Raw genomic sequence first — 15,356 nt, 5'->3', positions numbered from 1 at the left:
CGCCGGCGCCCGCGGGTGTGCTCACCCGCGGGCGCCAATGCCTTCACCTGCCTTCCGGGGCTACTTCTTTTCCTTGACACCGATGTTGAGGTAGTCGTACTGACCGCTGAAGGCCGAGGACGACACCAGGTTGGTGGCGTACGGCGAGCGGTACAGCAGGACCTTGAAGTAGGTCAGGGGCACGATGGCGGCCTGCTCCATGACCTTCTTGTCGACCTCGGTGTACGCCGCGGTGCGGGCGGCCTCGTCCGTGTTGCCGATCGCGTCGTCCAGCAGCTTGTTGACCGCGGGGTCGTTCAGCTCGGACAGGTTGGTGTTGCCGGACTGGCCGATGGCCTTGCCGTGCACGATCTGCTGCAGGAAGCCGTAGCCGGTGGGCCAGTCGGAACCCCACTGCATCATGATGAGGCCGATGTCGTTCTTCTTGTTGAACGCCGGCACACCCGCGTAGTCGGAGAAGTACTTGCCCGACGGGTACTGCTTGATGTCGGCCTGGATGCCGACCTTCTTCAGCGCCTCGACGACCGCGGTGGCCGCGTCGACCTCGCCCTGACGGTCGGTACGGGCGGAGATGGAGGTCTTGAAACCGCCCTCCTTGCCGCAGGCCTTCAGGTGCTCCTTGGCCTTGGTGACGTCACCCTTGCTGTCCGGGGTGGCGTACGCGTCGGCCTTCTCGTAGCCCGTGACGTCCGGGGGCAGCACCGTGGAGGCGATGTCACCGCGGATCGGGCCGCCCATGGCGGTCTGCACGGCGACCTTGTCGATCGCGTACTCGACGGCCTTGCGGCACTCGACGTTGTCGAACGGCGCGACCTTGGTGTTGATCGCCGTGTAGACGAGACGGCCGCCGGAGGCGTTGTCCGTGTTGGCCTTCTGGTCGTTGTCCTTGAGGACCTGGGCCTGCGTCTGGGCGTCGACACCGGTGCCCTGAATGTCGATCATGGTGTCGCCGGACATGACGTCCTTGTCGATGGTGGCCTTGTTGACCTTCAGGTTCACCACGATCTTGTCCGGGTACTGCTTGCGCAGCGGGTCCGTCTTGGCGTCCCACTCGGGGTTGCGCACCAGGACTATCTGCTTGCCCTCGTCGTACTTCTGGAACTTGTACGAACCGGTGGAGACGACCTTCTTGGTGTAGTCGACGCCGGTGTCCTTGGCCTTCGGCACCGGAGCCGTCTGCGGCATGCTCGCCAGGTAGTCGAACTCGGAGAACGCCTTGTTGAGCTTGAAGACGATCGTGTGGTCGTCCGGGGTCTCGATGGACGAGATGCCCTTGTCGCCCTTGTCCTTGTAGGGACCCTTGTACTTCTTCGGGTCGTTCAGCATCTGCTGGAAGTAGTTCGGGCCCAGCGAGAGCACGTCACGCGCGAAGTTCGAGCGCTCCACGGCGTACTTGACGTCCTTGGAGGTGACCGGGGTGCCGTCCTCGAACTTGACGCCCTGGCGGATCTTGTACGTCCAGGTCTTGCCGCCGTCGCTGGGCGTGCCCGCGCTCTCGGCGAGGTCCGGGACCAGCTCGTTGCCCTTCTCACCCGGGCCGGGCTTGAAGGTCATCAGCGGACGCGCGTAGAGGCGGCTGAAGTTGAAGCCGTACGCGTAGTACATGTTGCCCGGGTCGAGGGACTCGGGGGCGTCGGAACTGGCGTAGGTGACCGTGCCGCCCTTCGCCGTGGACTCGTTCACGACACCCGTGGTCGCGGCGTTGGCGCCGGCTCCCTTGGGGGCGTCGTCCGAGCCGTCGTCCGCCTTGCTGCAGGCGGACAGAAGCAGGCCGGCGCTGCTCACAACCGCGACAGCGGCCATTGCTGACCTTCGCATGATGGTCGGGTTCTCCTTCGTAGTTGGACAGTTGCGTGGGACTTCGGGCCACAACCGGGCCGCGGTCGCAGACGTCAGCGGCTGCGGGGGTCGAGGGCGTCCCGGAGGCCGTCACCGAGGAGGTTGAAGGCCAGCACCGTGATGAAGATCGCGAGGCCGGGAACGATCATGTACTGCGGGTCGACCTCGAAGAAGTCGACAGCCTGGTTGAGCATGCCGCCCCAGGAGGCCTGCGGCGGCTGGATCCCGACACCGAGGAAGCTGAGCGACGCCTCGAAGATGATGTTGGTCGGGATGAGCAGGGTCGAGTAGACGATGATCGGCGCGACGAGGTTGGGCAGCAGTTCCTTGAACAGGACGTACGGGCCGCCCGCGCCCATCCCGCGCGAGGCGTCGATGAACTCCCGCTCGCGCAGCGCCAGGGTCTGACCGCGCACGATGCGCCCCATGTACGGCCAGTTGAAGAAACCGATGACGAAGATCAGCACCGAGATGTGCAGCGGCAGACCTTCGAGACCGAAGGCGCCGCCCTGCAGCGTCGCGGAGATGGCGATCGCGAAGAGCAGCAGGGGGAACGCCAGGAAGGTGTCCATCAGCCGGCTCACGACCGTGTCGACCCGGCCGCCGTAGTAGCCGGCGACCAGACCCAGCACCACGCCGATGGCGTTCGACAGGATCGTCGCGCCGAAGGCCACGACCAGGGAGACCCAGGAGCCCTCCAGGATGCGGGCGAGGATGTCGCGGCCGAACTTCGGCTCGACACCGAGCGGGTGGTCCCAGCTCATCCCGCCGAAATCGCCCTGGGGGAGCGAGGTGTTGGGATCGATCAGGTCCTGGTTGAACGCGTTGGGGTCGAGCCCCAACAGCGACTGCAGCGGCCGGGAGAGGGCCGCGATCAGGATCAGCAGGACGACGATGAGACCACCGGCGACCGCCACCTTGTCGCGCTTGAAGCGGGTCCAGGCGATCTGGCCGAGCGAACGGCCCTCGATCTTCTTGGCCTCGACACCTTCCAGCACGGCTTCGGGCTGTGCCTCGGCCTGCGATCCGGTCGTCTCAATGGGTGCGGTCATCGTCCCTCGTGCTTGCCCGTGCCGGTGGTTGCCGACTGTGCCTGGCGGCCGCCCGGGTCTGCGGTGCGGTCCGTCACCACTGCTCTTTCGCCTGCTCTGTGACTACTGCTGGGTACGAGGGAGGGGTACGGCATCGAACTTCACCGCGTGAACAGCGCGTTCGCCGGATCCCCCCATCGCTCTGGGGGAGTCTTCAACGGCCGCGCGATCAGGCACCAGACCCGGCGGCGAATGTATGCGCAACCGTGATGTGGCCAGCGGGGTTCCGCTATCCGGACGTGACGCTCTGTTGAGCGGTGGGTGCGGTGGAGAGTCGTGGGCGCGGCGGTTCAGTACCGGCTCGGATAGCCGTAGCCGCCCGCCGCCGGGGCCTGTGCCGGGGCCGCGTGGGCCTCGCGGTCGTAGAACGGGCGGGCGCCGGCGCGCAGCCACATGGCGACCGGGTCGTACTCGTCGGACATCGCGACGGTGGAGACGGGCAGACCGTCCGGGACGGCGCCGATGGACTGCTGCATCATCGCGCGCACCGAGTCGACGGCCGGCGGCGAGGTGTCGTACACGTCGAGGCCGATGGCCAGGTACGGCGCGCCGAGCGCGGGCTGCACCCAGGCGCGGCGCAGCGAGCGCACGGCGGGCGTGCGGTGCGCGTTCTGGGTCAGCAGGCCGTAGAACTGGGGGATCTCGATGGCCGGCTCGGACAGCCGGAGCGGGCCGGCGGGCTGCCGCTCCAGGCCCGTGGCGATCCGGCGCAGGTCGAGCCAGGGGATGCCGACACCGCCGCCCGGGGCGTGCGGGTTCAGCCAGAGGCCGTAGTGGTCGGGGTAGAGGGTGCGGGCCACGTCGAGGCCGTCGACGACCTCGTAACTGCGGTTCCAGCCACTGGCGGAGAGCTCCTGGGCGGAGGTCACGCACGGGGCGTAGTTGAACCCTTCGACCTCCATGTTCCCGTACTGCGCGTCCGGGGAGCCGCCCTGGCCGTGCCAGAGCAGCATCCAGATCTGGCCGGAGGACGGGGTGGCGAGGGCACGCAGCAGCGCCTCGTAGGCGTCGTAACGCCCGGGCGTCACCTGCCGCAGCATGTGCTCGACCTGCCCGGTGGCGATGCGGCTGCCGCTCGCGCTCACGTTGGCCGCCCTTCGATGTGGACCGTGGTGGGTGGTGGACCCTGGTGGTGGGAAACAGCTTAGGTGGTGTGCGGGTTGAGCCGGTCAGGGCTCGGGGGTTGTCGTGCGTCACGGAGGGCGGGCGCGTCGTGGCTGGTCGCGCCGTTCCCCGCGCCCCTTCGGGATGCGCTGATCAGTAGCCCTGTTGGTAGAACGGCCGTACCTTCTCGCGGAGCCAGTCCCCCACCGGGTCCTGGGCGACGTCCAGGAAGACCATGTTGACCGGCCAGGGAACCGGCGTCTTGGCCAGGGCCCTGCCGAGGGCGGCCAGGGGGAGGCCGCGGTCGGCCTCCCAGGAGGCCAGTTCGACGCCGATGAACATGACGGGGGCGGCGGTCTCGATGGTGGCGAGGCAGCGGCGGGCGGAGAGGACCACCCCGGTCGCGGCGAACTCGGCGGAGGCGGCCGCGAGGAAGTCCACGGGCTCGTCCTGCCAGTCCGGTTCGAAGAGCCGGACGCGGGCGCCGTTCGCCGTGCCGTCCAGCGGGGTCCGTCCGGCCCGGCACAGCTCGGCCACGGCGGGCGGCGGCAAGGGCATGCCCACGACGCCGTCCGGGTTCAGGGCGAGGCCGATCTGCGGGGGCAGACCGCGCGCGAACTCGACGGCCGGGGCGATCGTGAACGACATGTGATGGCCGACGACCTGGCGGAACTGCTCCTCGGAGGTGAAGACCGGCACGTACGCCTGACCGTCGAACTCCATCGTGGGCAGATCGAGCTGACCGCTCTGCGGGCCGCCGCCCTCCGGCAGCGGCACCCATACGAAGCTGCGGGCCAGCACCTCCACGATCCGCGCCCCGGCCTGGGGCACGCCGAGCGACGCGGACAGCACCTCCTCCAGCTCGTTGCCGGGCCACCCGCCGTGCCCGTGGGGATGCGCCTGTGCCGGAAAGTCCGCCGGGAAGTCCATCTGCTGCCTACCGCTTTGCTCCGTGATGCTGTTGTCCCTGCACCTTAATTGCTTCCGGGCCGGGGGCGCGCCCCTCCGGGGCGCCCCGCTACCCCACGAAGTCGATCCGCTTCAGGACGTCCGCCGCCGCCCGGTCGAGGAGCACCGCCGCCCCGCACCCCTGCGGCAGCCGTCCCTCCTCGACCGCCCGCAGCAGCCTGGTCATGGCACCCCGGTGCCGTGCGAAGGCGTACCGCGACACCCCTCGCCCCCGCTCCCGCTGCCCGTCCCGCGCCTCGCCGGGTGTCACGTCGAGCAGCAGCAGATGCAGGGTGCCGCCCCGCCTCCTGGCCTCCCGGGCGAGCCAACTTCGTACCCATGCCTGCGCCCCGCAGTCGTGCACGACGACGCCCTCCCCCGAGCGCAGGGCGCGCCGCAGCCCCGCGTAGTGGGCGAGGCGCACGAAGGGCCGGTACGCCGCGTACGGCAGGTGGCGGGCGAAGCGCGCGTCGAACCGGTCGCGGGTGTCCTGGGAGTCGATCCGGACGCCCGGCACGCTCCGCCGCATCAGCGTCGACTTGCCGCTGCCGGGGAGCCCGGTCACCACCACCAGGTCCTGCGGGCCGAAGGACAGTCCGCGCGGGCTGCGCCCGGCTCGCTCCCTGAGGTCGCGGACGACCGCCCTCGGGAACGGGCCGCACGCCTCACCGGCCGGTGCGACGGGCTGCTTGGGCATGGCGATGCCCGAGGTCGTCGCGTACGCCGTGGTCCTGTTCACCGTGATCGTCCTCCCCTAGGGGTATGGAGACCCATCCCCACAGACTGTAAAGAAAAGGTAATGCCCGATCCCTCCTGGTTCAGTCCTCGTCCTGCCACAAGAGTGCTACGAACCACTGTGTCCGCTTCCCCTCGTCGTCCCCCACCTGTGAAAGGTCCCCCTGCCGCGCCGCGTCGATGCGTGCAATGATGTGCGCGCCAACTGCATACCGGCCGCTTGAATCCGCGCGGGAGAGCTCCCAGCAGTCTCGCTGGGGCGCCGAAGGAGCAAGTCCCTCCCTTGAATCTCTCAGGCCCAGATACCGCGCGGGCGAGGCACATCTGAAAAGCGGGCCGCGCCTCTTCGTAGGGGACGGCTCCACCCAAGGTGCAAACCACGACCACCGATACGCGCGGTCGCGGTGAACCTCTCAGGTTCCGATGACAGAAGGGGAGGATCGCCCTCGCCTGTCATGCCCTGGGAGCAGAACCGATGAGCAGTAGCCCCACCGCTGGATCGCGCCGTACCGCGCTCGATGCCCTGCATCGTGGCCTCGGTGCGACGATGACCGACTTCGCAGGCTGGGACATGCCCCTGCGCTACGGCTCCGAGCGCGACGAGCACCTCGCCGTCCGCACGAAGGCCGGTCTCTTCGACCTCTCCCACATGGGCGAGATCACCGTCTCCGGTCCCGGGGCCGCCGCGCTGCTCGACCACGCGCTGGTCGGCAACATCGGCGGTGTGAAGCCCGGCCGCGCCCGCTACACCATGATCTGCCGCGAGGACGGCGGCATCCTCGACGACCTGATCGTCTACCGGCTCGCGGACACGGAGTACCTCGTCGTCGCGAACGCCTCCAACGCCCAGGTGGTGCTGGACGCGCTCGTCGAGCGTGCCGCCGGGTTCGACGCCGAGGTGCGGGACGACCGGGACGCGTACGCGCTGCTCGCCGTCCAGGGCCCCGAGTCGCCCGGCGTCCTGGCGGCCCTCACCGACGCCGACCTCGACGGTCTGAAGTACTACGCGGGCCTTCCGGGCACGGTCGCCGGGGTCCCCGCGCTGATCGCGCGCACCGGGTACACCGGCGAGGACGGCTTCGAGCTGTTCGTGAAGCCGGAGCACGCCGTCGAGCTGTGGCAGGCTCTGACCAAGGCGGGCGAGGGCGTCGGCCTGGTGCCCTGCGGGCTGTCCTGCCGGGACACGCTCCGCCTGGAGGCCGGCATGCCGCTGTACGGGCACGAGCTGTCCACCGGGCTGACGCCGTTCGACGCCGGGCTCGGGCGGGTCGTGAAGTTCGAGAAGGACGGCGACTTCGTCGGGCGCACGGCGCTGGCGGCCGCCGCCGAGCGCGCCGCCTCGGCCCCGCCGCGCGTCCTCGTGGGCCTGGTCGCCGAGGGGCGCCGGGTGCCGCGCGCCGGGTACCAGGTCGTCGCCGACGGCCAGGTGATCGGCGAGGTCACCTCCGGAGCGCCCTCCCCGACGCTGGGCAGGCCGATCGCCATGGCGTACGTCGACGCCACGCACTCCGCGCCGGGCACCGCCGGTGTGGGCGTGGACATCCGGGGCAGCCACGAGCCGTACGAGGTCGTGGCGCTGCCGTTCTACAAGCGGCAGAAGTGACACCTTCGTAGAAGCGGCGTCGTACGGACCCCGAGCGTGACCCTCGGCACATCCGCGCTGCTCAACAGCGGTTTCAGCCGTCCCCCCTTCATCACCACTCCCCCGCGTACAGGAGAATTCAGGCCATGAGCAACCCCCAGCAGCTGCGTTACAGCAAGGAGCACGAGTGGCTGTCGGTCGCCGAGGACGGCGTCTCGACGGTCGGCATCACGGAGTTCGCGGCGAACGCGCTCGGCGATGTCGTCTACGCCCAGCTCCCCGACGTGGGCTCCACGGTGGCCGCGGGCGAGACCTGCGGCGAACTGGAGTCCACCAAGTCGGTGAGCGACCTGTACTCACCGGTGTCCGGTGAGATCACCGAGATCAACGAGGACGTCGTCAACGACCCGTCGCTGGTGAACACCGCCCCGTTCGAGGGCGGCTGGCTGTTCAAGGTACGTGTCGCGGAGGAGCCGGACGACCTGCTCTCCGCCGACGAGTACGTCGCCCACACCGCCGGCTGAGAAGACGAGGTCGTACGCATGTCGCTTCTGAACACTCCCCTGCACGAGCTGGACCCCGAGGTCGCCGCCGCCGTCGACGCCGAGCTGCACCGCCAGCAGTCCACCCTGGAGATGATCGCCTCCGAGAACTTCGCCCCCCTCGCCGTCATGGAGGCCCAGGGCACCGTCCTCACCAACAAGTACGCCGAGGGCTACCCCGGCCGCCGCTACTACGGCGGCTGCGAACACGTCGACGTCACCGAACAGATCGCGATCGACCGCCTCAAGGAACTGTTCGGCGCGGAGTACGCCAACGTCCAGCCGCACTCCGGCGCCTCCGCCAACCAGGCCGCCCTCTTCGCCCTCGCCCAGCCCGGCGACACCATCCTCGGCCTGGACCTGGCCCACGGCGGCCACCTCACCCACGGCATGCGCCTGAACTTCTCCGGCAAGCAGTTCGACGTGGTCGCCTACCACGTGGACGACGCCGGCCTGGTCGACATGGACGAGGTCGAGCGGCTGGCCAAGGAGCACCGCCCGAAGGTGATCATCGCGGGCTGGTCGGCGTATCCGCGGCAGCTGGACTTCGCCGCGTTCCGCCGGATCGCCGACGAGACCGGCGCGTTCCTGTGGGTGGACATGGCGCACTTCGCGGGTCTGGTGGCGGCCGGGCTGCACCCCAACCCGGTCGAGTACGCGGACGTGGTCACCTCCACGACCCACAAGACGCTGGGCGGCCCGCGCGGCGGCATCATCCTCGCCCGGAGCAAGGAGTTCGCCAAGAAGCTCAACTCCTCGGTGTTCCCCGGCTTCCAGGGCGGTCCGCTGGAGCACGTCATCGCGGCCAAGGCGGTCTCCTTCAAGGTCGCCGCGAGCGAGGAGTTCAAGGAGCGCCAGCGGCGCACGGTCGAGGGCGCGAAGATCCTCGCCGAGCGGCTCACCGCCCCCGACGCCCGCGAAGCCGGCATCGACGTCCTGTCCGGCGGCACCGACGTCCACCTCATCCTCGTCGACCTGCGCAACTCCGCACTCGACGGACAACAGGCCGAGGACCGCCTCCACGAGGTCGGCATCACCGTCAACCGCAACGCCGTCCCCAACGACCCCCGCCCCCCGATGGTCACCTCCGGCCTGCGCATCGGCACCCCCGCCCTCGCCACCCGCGGCTTCACCGCCGAGGACTTCACCGAGGTCGCCGACGTCATCGCCCAGGCCCTCAAGCCCGACCCCGACACCGAGACCCTCAAGGCCCGGGTCAAGGCCCTCGCCGACAAGCACCCGCTGTACCCGACGCTCGGGAAGTAACCCGGGCTTCATCGCCGTACACCCCGCTTTGCCGGGGCACCGCGCACACTGGGGAGTGAGCGCGGTGCCCCACTCCCCGCACCGCCCTCCCCCGTTCTGAGGAGTCACCGTGGCCATCTCGGTCTTCGACCTGTTCTCGATCGGCATCGGCCCGTCCAGCTCCCACACGGTCGGCCCGATGCGAGCCGCCCGGATGTTCGCCCGCCGACTGCGCAACGAGGAGCTGCTCGCGGACGTGGCCTCGGTCCGCGTCGAGCTGTACGGCTCGCTGGGCGCGACCGGCCACGGCCACGGCACCCCCAAGGCCGTGCTCCTGGGGCTGGAGGGTGCCTCACCGCGCACCGTGGACGTGGAGTCGGCCGACGACCGCGTGGAGGCGATCAGGACCTCGGGCCGCATCCGCCTCCTCGACGACCACGAGATCCCCTTCTCCTTCGACAAGGACCTGGTCCTGCACCGCCGCAAGGCGCTGCCCTACCACGCCAACGGCATGACCATCTGGGCGCATGACGCGGCGGGCACGGAAGTGCTGTCGAAGACGTACTACTCCGTCGGCGGCGGCTTCGTCGTCGACGAGGACGCGGTCGGCGCGGACCGCATCAAGCTCGACGACACCCCTCTCAAGTACCCCTTCCGCACGGGTGACGAGCTGCTCCGGGTGACGAAGGAGACGGGCCTGTCGATCTCCGCGCTGATGCTGGAGAACGAGCGGGCCTGGCGCACCGAGGACGAGATCCGTTCCGGGCTCCTGGACATCTGGGGTGTGATGCAGGCATGCGTCTCGCGAGGGATGTCCCGCGAGGGCATCCTGCCCGGCGGTCTGCGCGTACGGCGTCGCGCGTCCATGTCTGCCCGTCAACTCCGGGCGGAGGGCGATCCGCTGGCCCGCTCCATGGAGTGGATCACGCTCTACGCGATGGCGGTGAACGAGGAGAACGCGGCCGGCGGCCGGGTGGTCACGGCCCCGACGAACGGCGCGGCCGGCATCATCCCCGCCGTCCTGCACTACTACATCAACTTCGTGCCGGGCGCGGACGAGGACGGGGTCGTCCGGTTCCTGCTGGCCGCCGGCGCCATCGGCATGCTCTTCAAGGAGAACGCCTCCATCTCCGGCGCCGAGGTCGGCTGCCAGGGCGAGGTCGGTTCCGCCTGTTCCATGGCGGCCGGAGCGCTGGCCGAGGTGCTGGGCGGCTCCCCCGAGCAGGTCGAGAACGCGGCCGAGATCGGCATGGAACACAACCTCGGCCTCACCTGCGACCCCGTCGGGGGCCTCGTCCAGATCCCCTGCATCGAGCGCAACGGCATGGCCGCGGTGAAGGCGGTCACCGCCGCCCGCATGGCCATGCGCGGCGACGGCACCCACAAGGTGTCCCTCGACAAGGTCATCAAGACCATGAAGGAGACCGGCGCCGACATGTCCGTCAAGTACAAGGAGACGGCGCGGGGCGGGCTCGCGGTGAACATCATCGAGTGCTGAGCGGGTCGTTCGGCGGGGCGGCCCGCTGGTTCGCGCGCAGGACGGGGTCGAGCAGGTCCGTCACGTGGCCGGGGTGCTCGTCGTCGGCTCCGTGGGCGGCGGTCGCGGCGAGAAAGTCGGTCTCGACCGGTGTCAGGTGCGCGATCAGGGCTTCGAGCGGATAGGTGGCGACGAAGCGGGAGCGGGTGCTGCCGACGAGGAGGACCGCGAGGGGCCGGTCGCCGTTCATGGGCAGGCCGGGGTCGACGTCGCCGCCCCAGTACAGGACCGGGGACTCGGTGCCGGCGGGGGCGAAGCGGCCCGCGCCGGCCAGCATCAGCAGCGCGGTGTGGGTGCCGGTCTCCTCGCCGTGGTAGTCGTACAGATAGGCCTCCAGCGCGTCGTCCCGGTGGCGGAGCAGGGTAAGGCCCTGGGCGGCTCGGGGGGCGAGCAGCTGGGAGGGGGTCTTCTCCCGGTCCGCGCGGATCGCGGCCGGTGCCGCCGGGTAGTGGACGGCGACTTCGGTCAGGTCCCAGTCCGTCTCGGCGCCGTCGGCGGCCCACCCCGTGTACATCGCCGACGGGTTCTCGATGATGCCGAGGCCCGGCAGGGGTGTGCGGAGCCATTCCTCGAAGCCGTCGCGCGCCATCGGTATCCGGGTCGCGAGCATGAACGAACGAGCGCCCATCGGGTGCCTCCTCGGGCAGTTGGGTCCGGGCCGGGCGGCCGGGTCACGTGGTCTCCCCGGTGTGCGCGAGGGCCGCTGCGAGTTCCGCTCTGCGGCGGATGCCGAGCTTGCGGTAGGTGCTGGTCAGGTGGGTCTCGACGGTGCGGCGGGCGAGGTGGAGGAGCTGGGCCATCTCCCTGTTCGTGTGCCCCTGCGCGGCGAGTTCGGCGATCCGGCGCTCGGCCGCCGTGAGCGCGGACGGGCCCGTCAGGGCCGTCGCCGCGCGGCGGGCGCCGCCCTCGCGCAGGGCTTCCTCCGCGACGGCGCGCAGGCGGAGCGCGCCGAGGCGTTCGGCGTGTTCGGCCGCCTCCCGGAAGGCGTCGCGGGCCCGCGCCCGCTCCCCGGCGGCGGCGAGCGCCCGTCCCTGCGCCATGAGGGCCGGTATCAGCTCCCTCGTCACCGGTGATCCGCCCGGCGCCCCGGTCCCCCGGCCGTCCGGTGCGTCGACCGCCGCCGCCCAGCCGCCGGTCGACGGCACCGCGGCGGACCAGCCGCCCACGGCCCGTGCCAGGGCCTCGCCCGGCGCCCAGCTGTGCGCGGCGGTCGCCGTCACGCGTGCTCCGCCCTGCTTCCAGCCGCCCTTGGCGGTCATGGGGCCCCTGGCCGACAGCCGGCCCCCGCCCGCCGAGGCGGCGCTTTCCAGGGCCACGACAGCGGCCCCGGCGGCCTCCTCCGTCGCCCCGTCGACCCCCTGCCGCAGTGTCCGTACCGCCCGGTCCCCCAGTTCCAGGCCCCGGCGGCCGCCCGTCGCCGTGCCGAGGACGGACAGGGCCCGGCCGAGGACGCGGGGAGTGTTCCAGACGGTGGCGAGAGCGAGTTCGCGTTCGGCGAGGGCGAGGGCCTCCCGGGTGCGGCCGAGGGCGAGGTGGCAGGTGGCGGCCGCGGAGCGCCAGGGGGTGACGACGGGGCTGGCGACGTCCCGGGCGGACTGGCGGCGACCGCACTCCAGGAAGTCGTCGAGCGCGGCGGCCGGGTCGCCGGTGACGGCACGGAGATGGCCGCGGGCGTGGAGGAAGCGGTTCAACTCCCAGGAGTCGTGGGCGTGCCGGACGTCGAAGCCGTCGGCGAGACGGGCGGCCTCCTCCGTACGGCCGGTCTCCACGAGGGCGACGACCGCGTGGGCCAGCGCGTTGGCGGACGCGGGGCCGCCGGTGAGCGCGCGGGCGACCTCGGGGTCGGCGAGGACCTCCTCGTGGGCGCCCCTGGCGGCGGCGATGTCGATGCGGACGTCGAGGAGGGCCTGGTGCGCGGGGTGGAGGAAGGAGGTGCGCCGGCCGTCGAGGCCGCGCCGGACGAGGCGCTCGGCCTCGTCGAGCTGGTCGGCCCACTGGGCGACGGCGGCGGCGGTGCCCAGCAGGAAGATCTCGGACAGGGGATCGGCCGGCCGGGCGAGCAGGGCCCGCACGCGGTGCATCGCCGAGGCCGCCGAGGTCAGGCCCGCGGTGGCCTCGTAGCGCACGAGGAGGGCCTGTCCGGCGGTGCCGACCAGGTGGGGCGAGCGCTCGGCGGTCTCACGCAGCCACCGGTACACCTCCTGCCGTACGCCCTGGTCGTGGTCGGAGAGCAGCGCGGAGGCGGTCTGGACGGTGCGGATCAGGTCCGGGTGGCCCGTCAGGTGCTCGTCGCGCAGCCCGCGCAGCACGTCGACGGCGGCCCGGGCCTCGCCGCGCCGGGCCAGGGCCGTGCCGAGGGCGACCGCCGCGTGGACGCGTTCGCGGGGCGGTCCGGGCAGGCGCATGGCCTCGGCGAGCCGGGGGATGCCTGCGGTGGACCGTACGGTGGCGTACTCCAGGGAGCCCAGTTCGGTGAGGACCATGGTGCGGCGGGCGGCCGGCATCGGTTCGTCGAGGGCGCGGCGGAGGTGGGCGAGGGCGTCGTCGCTGCGGTCGTCGCGGACGGCCAGGTCGGCGGCGTCGAGCAGGGCGCCGGTCGCCCAGGCCTCGCCGACGGGGCCGGAGCGCAGCAGTTGGCCGGCGACGGCCTCGGCGTGGTCGCCGCGGTGCAGCATCGCCTCGGCCGCCCGGCGGTGCGCGGCCTGCCGGTCGGCGCCGGCCCAGCCGCCGAGCACGGCGTCCCGCAGCAGCGGGTGGGCGTACCGGGGGCGTCCTTCGGGGTCGGGGCGCAGCAGGCCGAGGCGGGTCGTCGCGGTGAGCCAGCCGGGTACGCGGGCGGGGTCGACCCCGGCCGTCCGGGCGAGCAGGTCGGCGTCGGCCGCCACCGGGGTGTCCGCGTCGTCCAGCGCGGCGAGTGCGCGGGCGAGGGCGGTGGTGGCGGGCCCGGCGCTGTCCAGCCACCAGGACACGGCGGCGGCGTAGGTGCCCGGATAGAGCGCCGCGCAGGTGTCCGGAAGGGCAGCGGGGAGGGCCCCCGGGGTGGCGTCGCGGAGGTCGGCCAGCAGGGCGCGCAGCAGCAGGGGGCTGCCCGCACCCGCCCGTAAGCAGGCGTCGACCCAGTCCGGCGGGGCGTCGCCGTGGACCGAACGGACCAGCCGCGCACCGGCGTCCGGGCTCAGCGGGGCCAGGGTGCGGGTGTGCACGAGGGCAGGGGAGAGGGCGTGCGCGAAGCCGTCCGCCGGGGGGTCGAGGTCGTACTGGCTGCGCTCGGTGACCACCAGGAGCACCGGCAGGCGGTCGATGCGGCGGACGGCCTCGACGAGCCAGCGGCGGGACGGGGCGTCGGCGAGGTGGGCGTCGTCCACGGCGACGAGCAGCGGGGACTCGGCCGCGTAGGAGCGCAGCAGCCGCCACAGGCGTGCGGGCCTGCCCCGGTGCGGCTGGGTGCCCGGCGGGTCCGGCGCCTCGCCCGCCGCCTGGTCGAACTCCGGTCCGTGGGCGAGGAGTTGGAAGACGGTGTCGAAGGGTACGGAGCGGTGCTCGGGTGAGCAGCGGGCCCGCAGGACCCGCATGCCGTTCGCCGCCGCCCGGTCGGCCGCGGCCTCCAGGAGCGCGGTGCGGCCGGTGCCGGTGGCGCCCCGGAGCAGGACGAGGCGGCCCGAGCCGGTCCGGGCGCGGGCGGCCTCGGCGGCCAGCAGCTCCAAGGGCTCACGGCGTTCGAGAAGCGGTTCCGGCGCGCACATCGCTGTCTCCTGTCGTGACCGTCGTGGTGGTGGCTGTCGTGGACCGTCGTTTTCCGCTTCCGTAGACGGGGCACGGTCCGTCCGGGTGCACCGCTCGCGGAAGGTCGGCGGGAAAGCGCCGGGGCCGGGCCCGGGGTCGATCTCGTGGTGTGTCTCGTGGTCCTCCACGATTGCGCGGCGCACACGTCACACAGAAGGGTGAATCGAGCCCCTCGGCCACTCCCCTCACAGGAGCGGCGATTTCGTGCATACGGGAGAAACGGTTGCGCAGCACATTCCGGACCGCGGACACGCCGGCGGCCACGGCCATGGTCACCGGCACGGCCACCGCCATGGCCGAGCACCAGGAACCCCGGCGCCGTATCCCGGTCGTGGTCCACACCCTCGACCCGCTCTCCCGGGCCGGCGTGCTCAGCCAGCTGCGCGGGCACCCGGTGATCGACCTGAAGGACGACGCCGCGGTACGGCCGGGCACCGTGGCCGTACTGGTCGGGGAGACACCGGACGAGCCGCTGCTGTCCACGCTGCGCCGGATGGTGCGCAGCGAGGGGGCGCGGGCCGTCCTGGTGGTGAGCCTGATCCGGGAGACCGAGCTGCTGGAGGTCATCGAGTGCGGGGTCGGGGCCATCGTGTGGCGCCACGAGGCCACCCCGCACCGGCTGGCGCAGGCCGTGCTCGCGGCCTCGCGCGGGGACGGCGACCTGCCCGCCGATCTGCTCGGGCGGCTGATCAACCAGGTGGGCACGCTGCAGCGTTCCGTGGCCGGCCGCACCGGGGCGCCGCTGTCCGGCCTGGTGCCGCGTGAGATCGACGTCCTCCGGCTCGTCGCCGAGGGGATGGACACCGGCGAGATCGCGAGCAAACTCTCCTACTCCGAACGCACCGTCAAGAACGTGATGCACGGGCTCACCACCCGGCTGCATCTGCGCAACCGGGCGCACGCGGTGGCCTATGCCCTCCGGGAAGGCTACATCTGATCGAACGGGCAGA

Annotated in this window: 12 protein-coding genes and 2 riboswitches; of the genes, 5 read left to right on the top strand and 7 right to left on the bottom strand. The window is 71.8% G+C overall.

Translation table 11 applies throughout. From position 1 onward, the window contains the following. Nucleotides 1–60: 60 nt before the first annotated feature. From H4687_RS32515 to H4687_RS32495, 5 genes are all read right to left on the bottom strand, one after another. Complete coding sequence (locus tag H4687_RS32515; RefSeq protein ID WP_225966894.1) at nucleotides 61–1,818, bottom strand: ABC transporter substrate-binding protein; 1,758 nt, start codon at nucleotides 1,816–1,818, stop codon at nucleotides 61–63. Nucleotides 1,819–1,892: 74 nt separating this feature from the next. Further along, nucleotides 1,893–2,891 carry an ABC transporter permease gene (locus H4687_RS32510; RefSeq protein ID WP_046912757.1) on the bottom strand — a complete coding sequence of 333 codons (999 nt, stop codon included), beginning with the start codon at nucleotides 2,889–2,891 and terminating at the stop codon, nucleotides 1,893–1,895. A 329-nt stretch (nucleotides 2,892–3,220) separates the two neighbouring features. Next, nucleotides 3,221–4,015: an enhanced serine sensitivity protein SseB C-terminal domain-containing protein gene (locus tag H4687_RS32505; RefSeq protein WP_005480035.1), complete on the bottom strand. Its 795-nt coding sequence runs from the start codon at nucleotides 4,013–4,015 to the stop codon at nucleotides 3,221–3,223. A gap of 172 nt (nucleotides 4,016–4,187) precedes the next feature. Then, complete coding sequence (locus H4687_RS32500; protein WP_046912758.1) at nucleotides 4,188–4,964, bottom strand: enhanced serine sensitivity protein SseB; 777 nt, start codon at nucleotides 4,962–4,964, stop codon at nucleotides 4,188–4,190. A gap of 88 nt (nucleotides 4,965–5,052) precedes the next feature. Further along, complete coding sequence (locus tag H4687_RS32495) at nucleotides 5,053–5,721, bottom strand: AAA family ATPase (protein WP_097249323.1); 669 nt, start codon at nucleotides 5,719–5,721, stop codon at nucleotides 5,053–5,055. A gap of 217 nt (nucleotides 5,722–5,938) precedes the next feature. Next, nucleotides 5,939–6,035: riboswitch (glycine riboswitch) on the top strand. Continuing rightward, nucleotides 6,036–6,157, top strand: a riboswitch (glycine riboswitch). A 35-nt stretch (nucleotides 6,158–6,192) separates the two neighbouring features. On the opposite strand from H4687_RS32495, the gene gcvT reads away from it, so the two are divergent. The 4 genes from gcvT (at nucleotide 6,193) to H4687_RS32475 (ending at nucleotide 10,584) form a co-directional block, all read left to right on the top strand. Then, nucleotides 6,193–7,320 (top strand): glycine cleavage system aminomethyltransferase GcvT, encoded by a 1,128-nt coding sequence (gene gcvT / locus H4687_RS32490; protein ID WP_046912760.1) that lies wholly within the window; start codon nucleotides 6,193–6,195, stop codon nucleotides 7,318–7,320. 125 nt (nucleotides 7,321–7,445) lie between these two features. Then, the gene (gcvH, locus tag H4687_RS32485) at nucleotides 7,446–7,823 is read left to right on the top strand and encodes a glycine cleavage system protein GcvH (RefSeq protein WP_046912761.1); all 378 of its coding nucleotides are present in this window, start codon (nucleotides 7,446–7,448) and stop codon (nucleotides 7,821–7,823) included. Between the two features lie 18 nt (nucleotides 7,824–7,841). Further along, the gene (gene glyA / locus H4687_RS32480; RefSeq protein ID WP_046918028.1) at nucleotides 7,842–9,107 is read left to right on the top strand and encodes a serine hydroxymethyltransferase; all 1,266 of its coding nucleotides are present in this window, start codon (nucleotides 7,842–7,844) and stop codon (nucleotides 9,105–9,107) included. Between the two features lie 109 nt (nucleotides 9,108–9,216). Further along, nucleotides 9,217–10,584 (top strand): L-serine ammonia-lyase, encoded by a 1,368-nt coding sequence (locus H4687_RS32475; protein WP_046918027.1) that lies wholly within the window; start codon nucleotides 9,217–9,219, stop codon nucleotides 10,582–10,584. Here H4687_RS32475 and H4687_RS32470 read toward each other — a convergent pair. Then, nucleotides 10,571–11,251, bottom strand: a complete 681-nt coding sequence (locus H4687_RS32470) for a hypothetical protein (protein WP_063778550.1) — start codon at nucleotides 11,249–11,251, stop codon at nucleotides 10,571–10,573. The two genes, H4687_RS32475 and H4687_RS32470, sit on opposite strands and share 14 nt — an antisense overlap. Nucleotides 11,252–11,294: 43 nt before the next feature. After that, nucleotides 11,295–14,366, bottom strand: coding sequence for a LuxR family transcriptional regulator (locus tag H4687_RS32465; protein ID WP_046918026.1), 3,072 nt, complete (start codon nucleotides 14,364–14,366; stop codon nucleotides 11,295–11,297). A 308-nt stretch (nucleotides 14,367–14,674) separates the two neighbouring features. On the opposite strand from H4687_RS32465, the gene H4687_RS32460 reads away from it, so the two are divergent. Continuing rightward, nucleotides 14,675–15,343, top strand: a complete 669-nt coding sequence (locus H4687_RS32460) for a helix-turn-helix transcriptional regulator (protein ID WP_046918029.1) — start codon at nucleotides 14,675–14,677, stop codon at nucleotides 15,341–15,343. The last annotated feature ends 13 nt before the right edge of the window (nucleotides 15,344–15,356 follow it).

It is taken from the genome of Streptomyces stelliscabiei, from assembly GCF_014873495.1.
Classification (GTDB): Bacteria; Actinomycetota; Actinomycetes; order Streptomycetales; family Streptomycetaceae; genus Streptomyces; species Streptomyces bottropensis.
Note: the sequence above shows the minus strand (reverse complement) of the source record. Positions and strands in the feature narration are given on the sequence as shown.

Excerpts from the sequence above, each read along its gene's own strand:
- H4687_RS32515 (WP_225966894.1), bottom strand. The coding sequence starts at position 1,818 with ATGCGAAGGTCAGCAATGGCCGCTGTCGCGGTTGTGAGCAGCGCCGGC.
- H4687_RS32510 (WP_046912757.1), bottom strand. The coding sequence starts at position 2,891 with ATGACCGCACCCATTGAGACGACCGGATCGCAGGCCGAGGCACAGCCC.
- H4687_RS32500 (WP_046912758.1), bottom strand. The coding sequence starts at position 4,964 with ATGGACTTCCCGGCGGACTTTCCGGCACAGGCGCATCCCCACGGGCAC.
- gcvT (WP_046912760.1), top strand. The coding sequence starts at position 6,193 with ATGAGCAGTAGCCCCACCGCTGGATCGCGCCGTACCGCGCTCGATGCC.
- gcvH (WP_046912761.1), top strand. The coding sequence starts at position 7,446 with ATGAGCAACCCCCAGCAGCTGCGTTACAGCAAGGAGCACGAGTGGCTG.
- glyA (WP_046918028.1), top strand. The coding sequence starts at position 7,842 with ATGTCGCTTCTGAACACTCCCCTGCACGAGCTGGACCCCGAGGTCGCC.
- H4687_RS32470 (WP_063778550.1), bottom strand. The coding sequence starts at position 11,251 with ATGGGCGCTCGTTCGTTCATGCTCGCGACCCGGATACCGATGGCGCGC.
- H4687_RS32465 (WP_046918026.1), bottom strand. The coding sequence starts at position 14,366 with ATGTGCGCGCCGGAACCGCTTCTCGAACGCCGTGAGCCCTTGGAGCTG.
- H4687_RS32460 (WP_046918029.1), top strand. The coding sequence starts at position 14,675 with ATGGTCACCGGCACGGCCACCGCCATGGCCGAGCACCAGGAACCCCGG.